Here is a 7812-nt window from a genome sequence, read left to right as displayed (position 1 = left end):
GTAATTATCCTATTGTGACTGTAACGCACTTACCAAATGAATTCCATAAATTTATAATATTGGTAATAACAATTGCTTCACGTTTTTGTGATGATATTTTTTTAGTTAATAGAGATGAACCAATACATCTCTTAATTCTTGAAATTTGAGCTTCAATTAGTGCTCTAATTCCATAACAGTATTTTTTATAAAATGCATAAATGTTACCTTTTTTACTAATATAACGTACAACCTTATCATGCCATATGCTGTTATCTTGAGCATATATTTTAGCATTACGTGGGGGAGGAATTACTGGCGTAATACCACGATTACTCAATTTCTCAACTCCTTCAATACTATAGTAAGCACCATCAGCAATTACTCTATCTGCTGATATATTCCATGGTATTAAGTACTCTAGCATCTCTATATCAGCAGTATGGCAATCAGTAATCTCAACATTATGAATATTCATTTCAGGATCTATAGAAATATGCATTTTCTGCCATGGCTTATTCTTGCAGACTTTATTGTATTTCGTTGCATACCAGTTACTAGCTGTATTAAATCTAAGACCTGTGCTATCTAGTATCAGAGATATAGCTTCGCCATTCTTGATACGACCGGCAAGTTTATTGCAAAACTGTTTAACCTCTAATGGTATCTGCGAAAATAAATCACATAGATGACCAAAACTTGGTACTGGAATCTCAAGACCCTTACTACGCCATAGATCCTCAAAGTAACCTGTTATTTGACGCTGCCCAAAACCAAATAAACGATATAATGTATAAATTAGTTGTATATATGGTACTTGGTATGTCGCTGCCCTCCCAGATTCTCCCTCTACATAAGGTTGAGCATTAATGAATAAAGACTCTGGATCCCCTTTAGGAAAATACAGGCTGATTATCCCTCTTTAGTCTTAAACTCTTATTATATTGCGACCAATTTGTTATTTTATATTTTGGCTTATCTGTTTTTCTGGGCAAACCTGCTTTTACTCTTTCTTTGTAGGGCATTCTAAATTTATAACTTATCTAATTCAGAATATTATATACCATTCCCTCTATACTTTATAGATGTTTTTAATACCCTTCCGAACAAAGCCTAGCGATAGTACCTTTAATAATGTTTGAGTCTATAAAGATTTAAAATTCTTAAGTCTTGCAACTTTAATAGATGTTTTAACAACTGCTATATCGGATTTAAATGTTGGTAAGGCAATTAGTAGTGCAGGTAAAAATATTGCTGAGAAAACCGCTACTACCCTTACTTGGCTTAATAAAATTGCCTCAGGCACAAACGATGATACAGTTATTGATATTGATGCTACAGAAGAAGTACCATGTCTAGGTTCTGTGGATATTTGATTAATTATGATTATTCTATTAAAAGTAGACAGAATCTAGTATAAAAAATTATAATATTACTAATTTCTTTTTTTAGAGTATTTATGCGTATTAAAAATAAATCGAAACTTGTGTTAATTTTTCCATTTATATTATTAGCAGTAATTTTACCAATATATTTGTTATTAGAAATTTATGATCTAGGAAAAAATGGTATATATCGCAAGGATCTATATCAGGGGCTTTATTATAATTTTTCGTCCCTTTCATTACAGAAACAGTTAGAAAAGTACAATTATACAGTACAGCTTCCTAAAAATCCAAATGTTCCTTACAGAATTGCAATACTATGCAGATATGATCGTTTGGCCTGTATGAGGATACAGCAAGCAGCGAATAATCTTGGGTGGGAATCATTATTTATTTCAATAAGCACTAATATGCATCCGATAGATATTTTTAGAATGTATAGTATAGTTAGGCAATTTAATCCTGATTTTACCATATCCGCAGCTGATTTTGGTAAGGTTGGGGATATTAGACACTATTTTATTTTACATTTTCCTTGTCTGAGAAATAATGCTAAATATTTGATAGACATTGCTTTGATTCCCTATTATTGTCCTAAACCTATTAAATCTGATGGATTGCTTGCTGTTACGGATTTTAAAAAAATTAATCAATATTATGAAGATATTTCCACACCTATAATTGATTTCAAGTTTTCACGACCTAAAACAGAGTTTATTAAAATTAATTATTCGAGGTTATTTATGTGTGGTTATAATTGGGATAATACTCGCTCTGGTCTCAAATATAAAAAATTATATAAACTACTTGATAAACGTAAGGATGTAGACATGTATGGTCCTAGATCAGGTTGGTTACTGCTTAATTCCTATAGAGGATTTATACCTTATAACGATCAGTTATTTGTTGATACAATAAGAAAAAGCGGTATTGGTTTAGCATTGCATTCAGAAGACCATATTATGGAAAATTTTCCTTCAGGACGAGTTTTAGAACTTGTTAGTTCTTCAGCCTTGGTAATTGTTGATGAAATGCCGTGGGCAAAAGAAACTTTTGGTGATAATATACTATATATAGAAACTTTAAATAAATCTCCTGAGGAAATATACTCTCAAATAAATCAACATTTAGAATGGATTAAGTCTCATCCTGAAGAAGCTTATGAAAAGGCAAAAAAAGCTCATCAGATTTATCTCGATAAATTTACTATGGAACAAATCCTTACAAACGTAGCTAATATGCATAATAATATTGTAAGCCGGGAGAATTAGGGGGCAGAGAGTGTATAAAATTATATTTATAATTTTTATGATTATTTGGGGAACAATAAATGTGTACGACTCTTCATTTATCCGTTTTTTTTATTATAGATTTTTACCTGTAGAAAAAATTACTAAACTGGATGTTATTAGTGATGAAAACCTGCAGGTCGGTAAGTTGGAGATGAGTAAACATAAGGTTGTTTTTGCTGGCATTACAAGGAGTAATGCTCCTCATTTACCAAACACAATGCGTCATATAGAATATATAGGACAGTTTTTTTCAGATTACAGAATAATAATTTTTGAAAATGATTCTACCGATTCTACAAAATTAATGCTAAACTTGTGGCAGTTAATAAATCATAAAGTAAAAATTATATTACAGGATTTTTTTAACCAAAAAAGACCTTCTATAAAGTTCCTAGCGGATATTAGGAATAAATATCTAGAGATTTTAAATACGAGTGAATTTGATGAATTTGATATAGTAATTATTCTCGATATGGATATAGGTTACGGTATTGATATTAGGGGAATATTAGACAGTTTTAGCAAAATTGATCGTTGGGATGTTGTATGCTCAAATGGGATATTTAACTCCAAAGGACAAATGTATGATGCTTTTGCCTTTCGTAATGAAGAATTTTCCTATACACCGTATGAGTATAACCTAAAAACCGGCAAGAGTTATTTTGATACAGAAAACCTTGCTTTAATGCAGAAAATATATCCTCCGGATTCAGATTTACTACCGGTAAATTCGTGTTTTAATAGTCTTGCCATATATAAAAGAAAATTTTTTGAAAACTGCTTTTACGATTCCATAAAAGAAGATTGCGAACACGTATACCTGCATGAGTGTATGCGTTCTAAGCATAATGCACGAATATTTATGAATCCAGCACAAATTATTCGTTATGAGCATTATAGGTAAGGTATCTTACCCTATAATTTTTCTTCTATTTGTGGTGGATTCTCTGCTTCTACTTCGATAATCTCAGATTTAGAGGAAACGATTTGATAACGCTCTAATGCTGCTGGCATGGCTTTATTTCCTGAATCAATGCCGAGTTTGTGAATGTTCTTAACTCTCGACATAAAATTACGATTAAATGAGGCAGCAAATTTATCGTAATTAGTAACCATATTATGCAGGTTATTACCGATTTTTTGAGAATAATCTGCCATAGTACCGATGGAGCTTAATAGCTTTCTCACTTCTTCAATGATTACCTTATAATTTTCCGAGCGACGATGATCGGTAATTTGAAATTTTGCAAATGATAGCATATTCATAAGCCCGGCAGGTCCTACGGGAAAGATATTACAGCTCCAAGCTTTTTGTAAAAATTCAGGGTCGGCTGCAATGACTTTCTCGACCGTTTGTTCAGTGGGTAAAAACATTAAAGTAATAACATTGTTAAAGCTCTGATCCTTTTTGTTTAGATTAGTTAAAATATTTTCGGCATAGTCTTTATTAGCTAGAGATTTTAAATGATAATTCATAGTTTTGCTAAGATTCCCGCTATTATCTTGCTCATCAACTAGAAACTTTGAAGCTTTGGAATCAATGACCATTAAATTACCGGAAGGAAGAAAAATAAGAGCATCAGGTCTTAACTTCCCACTATCTGTTGTAGTTAAGCCGTATTGCATAATAAAATCTAAATTAGGACGTAAGCCTGATGATTTCAGGATATTCTCAAGGGTAATCTCAGCAAGTAGTCCTGCACCGATAGGAGAAAGTAGTGACTGTTTTATCAAATCAACCGTACCTTTTGATTGTTCTATATCTTTATTTAATGCTCCCACCATTGTAATTAATCGCTCAAACTCACTATTAAATTTTCCTGAAGCCGTAGCGATATTTTTCTCGGCTAGCTCTCTTGCTGCATTGTTTTCCATTTTATGTATCTCTATTAATTGCTTGGACAAATCTTTACCTAAATCAAATAACGCAGCTTTAGCCGATGAAAATGACTCCTCTCTTATTTTTTCCGAATCCTTAATAGTCTGTTCTTGATATTCTACTTTGCACTTTAATTGCTCAATTTTCTGTAAACACCCTATTTTCTCTTGATTCAATAATTGATTATTATTGATAATTTCTAGATTCTGCTCTGATAAAAATTGTAGCTGCGTTTTTAAGGTTTTAGTTTTTACATAAAACCAAATGATTAAAGCTAATAAGATAAGTAGTACAGCTGCGGTAACCGGTAATAAATAAGGCATAGAGTAAGTTTAAATTTTTTATGTTAGATAATATACTAAAATAGAACTTGGCGTTACCTGCATGACTCTTATGTCACTCCTAGCTAAAAGTATGGCTTTGTTACCTGGTTTGCAAAGCCTACTCGATGTCATTCCCGCGTAGGCGGGAATCCAGGGTAAAGCAAGATAAATCGAGCTTTTAATTTCAAAAATTCGCTGTATTTATGTTTTTTTCTGGATTCCCGCCTACGCGGGAATGACATCGAGTCATGTAACACGCCTAGCTTGTCCACTGGATGATATCTCTCTTTATAGTTAGCAATGTTTAATTTTTAATACTAAATAATACTAAAGTACCTTATAATTTGCACTAATTATTTTAAATACATTAATTAAATATTAAAAAATTAATAATTTAATTGACATTTTGTTAATAATACTGTATTATTGCAACTTCAAAAGCATTAATAAATAAAGGGGATAATATGTTATTTAAAAATTTCAATCTTGTTTTTACTAAAGTTACTGAAGAAAGAACAGAAGAATTAATAAATTTAATGAATAATCTATGCAAAGATTTTACCCCTATACTTCAACTTACTACGAATGCGGCAGAAGCAGGAATTAATTCTATAGAATTTGTAGGTGATGTAGGCGATGAGCTGCAATATCATGCTGCTAAACAATTTGGTGCCGCTTGTGCAATATTATCAAACAAAATAATTATTAATGCAGACCAGGATATATTCTGGTTATTTCGCAATATTTTAATTGAATTAGGAAATGCTGTAAATACTGAATTATGGAAGATTCAGATGGAAAATTATAAGAATGCAGAAGAGTATGCATATAATATGGAAAAAGCTGAATTTATTACTTTACGTAATATTAGCAAATTAATTGTTGAATTCTTAGAATCTATGAAAACAATACCAGCAGGAGAAGAATTAGAGAGAATCGGTGAAGAATTATTAACAATTTGTGAAACATCAGCAGAGTATTCTTTTGAAGACTATGAAAATGGACCTGGTTATATTGCTTATAGAACCTATCATGCTGAAAATTGGAAAGCATTTTCTGAAAGAAAAGAACTAATCAAAAAGAATGAAGAATTAATTGATAATAAAAATAAAGAATTAATCAAGCTAACGTTTAGCAACTCAACATTGAAAATTGGAGAGGAGTACTTAAGTATTATTTGTAATATTGGAGATCCGGAGCTTGTTGATATATTCCTTGAACAAGTAAATAAAATAGAACTAGAAAGTTTTACATTTGATGACTCGTGGATAGAATGGGACAAGAATATTCTCAATAAAATACTTAAACACCCTAAAAAGGTAGAAAGTGAAGGTTATTTAAGAATTGTACTTAATAATGGAGATTCGGAAACTATTAATATCTTACTTACACATTCCTGTGATAAGAAAGTAGCAGAAAATCTTTTTATTAAAGCTCTTGAGAAAGGTTATTTAAAATATATTGAAAAGCTTATTCCATATATGCCTCAAAAAGGTGAGTATATGTAAATAGCAAATAGCACAGGTAAGCTTGAGGTTATTGAAATAATATCTAAGCATTTACAATCGCCCTTTGATACTAGTATTGAATATCATCAAGAGAGTAATTTAATTCAGGTAGATATTAATGATCATGTAACTGAAATTCCTCTAATGGGCGATCAGTCATAATAAATCCTAATAGCTCAATTTCAATATCACTAAATAAGGCTATTTCGTTGCTAATGTCGAAATAGTCTTGACCATTTCGATATTAGCCTATAATATCTTTATAAACTTTATAGAGATATTATAATGGATAGGTTATATAAAAAGCAAGTTGAAGAATATCTAACAAACTATGGTAAGCTTGTATTTATAAGGGCTTTGTTCGGAAGGGTATTAAAAACATCTATAAAGTATAGAGGGAATGGTATATAATATTCTGAATTAGATAAGTTATAAATTTAGAATGCCCTACAAAGAAAGAGTAAAAGCAGGTTTGCCCAGAAAAACAGATAAGCCAAAATATAAAATAACAAATTGGTCGCAATATAATAAGAGTTTAAGACTAAAGAGGGATAATCAGCCTGTATTTTCCTAAAGGGGATCCAGAGTCTTTATTCATTAATGCTCAACCTTATGTAGAGGGAGAATCTGGGAGGGCAGCGACATACCAAGTACCATATATACAACTAATTTATACATTATATCGTTTATTTGGTTTTGGGCAGCGTCAAATAACAGGTTACTTTGAGGATCTATGGCGTAGTAAGGGTCTTGAGATTCCAGTACCAAGTTTTGGTCATCTATGTGATTTATTTTCGCAGATACCATTAGAGGTTAAACAGTTTTGCAATAAACTTGCCGGTCGTATCAAGAATGGCGAAGCTATATCTCTGATACTAGATAGCACAGGTCTTAGATTTAATACAGCTAGTAACTGGTATGCAACGAAATACAATAAAGTCTGCAAGAATAAGCCATGGCAGAAAATGCATATTTCTATAGATCCTGAAATGAATATTCATAATGTTGAGATTACTGATTGCCATACTGCTGATATAGAGATGCTAGAGTACTTAATACCATGGAATATATCAGCAGATAGAGTAATTGCTGATGGTGCTTACTATAGTATTGAAGGAGTTGAGAAATTGAGTAATCGTGGTATTACGCCAGTAATTCCTCCCCCACGTAATGCTAAAATATATGCTCAAGATAACAGCATATGGCATGATAAGGTTGTACGTTATATTAGTAAAAAAGGTAACATTTATGCATTTTATAAAAAATACTGTTATGGAATTAGAGCACTAATTGAAGCTCAAATTTCAAGAATTAAGAGATGTATTGGTTCATCTCTATTAACTAAAAAAATATCATCACAAAAACGTGAAGCAATTGTTATTACCAATATTATAAATTTATGGAATTCATTTGGTAAGTGCGTTACAGTCACAATAGGATAATTAC

6 protein-coding genes and 1 pseudogene are annotated in these 7812 nt (G+C 31.3%); 5 read left to right on the top strand and 2 right to left on the bottom strand.

Annotated elements, in window-relative coordinates; translation table 11 throughout:
* Positions 1 to 4 precede the first annotated feature (4 nt).
* Complete coding sequence (locus tag SB78_RS08685) at positions 5 to 778, bottom strand: IS5 family transposase (RefSeq protein WP_241773818.1); 774 nt, start codon at positions 776 to 778, stop codon at positions 5 to 7.
* A 311-nt stretch (positions 779 to 1089) separates the two neighbouring features.
* Here SB78_RS08685 and SB78_RS11850 point away from each other — a divergent pair.
* From SB78_RS11850 to SB78_RS11355, 3 genes and pseudogenes are all read left to right on the top strand, one after another.
* A pseudogene (locus tag SB78_RS11850) lies at positions 1090 to 1355 on the top strand (hypothetical protein); the annotation flags it as partial.
* A gap of 83 nt (positions 1356 to 1438) precedes the next feature.
* Positions 1439 to 2635, top strand: coding sequence for a glycosyltransferase (locus SB78_RS11360; protein ID WP_241773838.1), 1197 nt, complete (start codon positions 1439 to 1441; stop codon positions 2633 to 2635).
* Positions 2636 to 2645: 10 nt separating this feature from the next.
* Positions 2646 to 3560, top strand: coding sequence for a hypothetical protein (locus tag SB78_RS11355; protein WP_241773837.1), 915 nt, complete (start codon positions 2646 to 2648; stop codon positions 3558 to 3560).
* A gap of 11 nt (positions 3561 to 3571) precedes the next feature.
* On the opposite strand, the gene SB78_RS07160 is transcribed toward SB78_RS11355, so the two are convergent.
* Complete coding sequence (locus SB78_RS07160) at positions 3572 to 4858, bottom strand: DNA recombination protein RmuC (RefSeq protein WP_041079668.1); 1287 nt, start codon at positions 4856 to 4858, stop codon at positions 3572 to 3574.
* Positions 4859 to 5322: 464 nt separating this feature from the next.
* Between SB78_RS07160 and SB78_RS07155 the strand changes: the two genes are divergently transcribed.
* Positions 5323 to 6366, top strand: coding sequence for a hypothetical protein (locus tag SB78_RS07155; RefSeq protein WP_041079667.1), 1044 nt, complete (start codon positions 5323 to 5325; stop codon positions 6364 to 6366).
* A gap of 551 nt (positions 6367 to 6917) precedes the next feature.
* Positions 6918 to 7808, top strand: a complete 891-nt coding sequence (locus SB78_RS08670) for an IS5 family transposase (protein WP_338390887.1) — start codon at positions 6918 to 6920, stop codon at positions 7806 to 7808.
* Positions 7809 to 7812 lie beyond the last annotated feature (4 nt).

Source organism: Rickettsia asembonensis (genome assembly GCF_000828125.2).
Classification (GTDB): Bacteria; Pseudomonadota; Alphaproteobacteria; order Rickettsiales; family Rickettsiaceae; genus Rickettsia; species Rickettsia asembonensis.
The sequence above is the reverse complement of the archived record's forward strand: the minus strand, read 5'-3'. Positions and strand labels throughout refer to the sequence as shown.

Bases quoted from the DNA above. Each gene is read 5' to 3' on its own strand.
- SB78_RS11360 (WP_241773838.1), top strand. From the start codon at position 1,439: ATGCGTATTAAAAATAAATCGAAACTTGTGTTAATTTTTCCATTTATA.
- SB78_RS07160 (WP_041079668.1), bottom strand. From the start codon at position 4,858: ATGCCTTATTTATTACCGGTTACCGCAGCTGTACTACTTATCTTATTA.
- SB78_RS07155 (WP_041079667.1), top strand. From the start codon at position 5,323: ATGTTATTTAAAAATTTCAATCTTGTTTTTACTAAAGTTACTGAAGAA.